This window comes from Priestia sp. SIMBA_032, assembly GCF_046535215.1.
Classification (GTDB): Bacteria; Bacillota; Bacilli; order Bacillales; family Bacillaceae_H; genus Priestia; species Priestia aryabhattai.
The window spans coordinates 1-235 of the sequence record NZ_JAWRXD010001576.1; the positions used below are offsets into that span (position 1 = coordinate 1).

1 protein-coding gene is annotated in these 235 nt (G+C 68.5%); it reads left to right on the plus strand.

Features of this window, described 5'->3' with window-relative positions; genetic code table 11:
• Window positions 1-235, plus strand: a 235-nt coding sequence (locus SB717_RS39595) for a hypothetical protein (protein WP_410908811.1), incomplete at both ends; no start/stop codon positions are given.

Here is a 235-nt window from a genome sequence, read left to right on the forward strand (position 1 = left end):
GTCGCCACCATCGCGCTGACGATCGGCTGCGTCGTTGCAGGCTTGCTGTCCGACCGCATCGGACCCCGCCTCGTGCTGGCGCTCGGCTCTGCGCTACTGGCCGTCTGCTTCACCTGGTTCTACGGCCGCCTGCACGTCGGCGCGCCGTTGCAGGCGTGGCTCGGCCCCTATACGGTGACCGGCTTCGCGGTCGGCATGATCGGTGCGATTCCGCTGATGATGGTCCGCGCGTTTC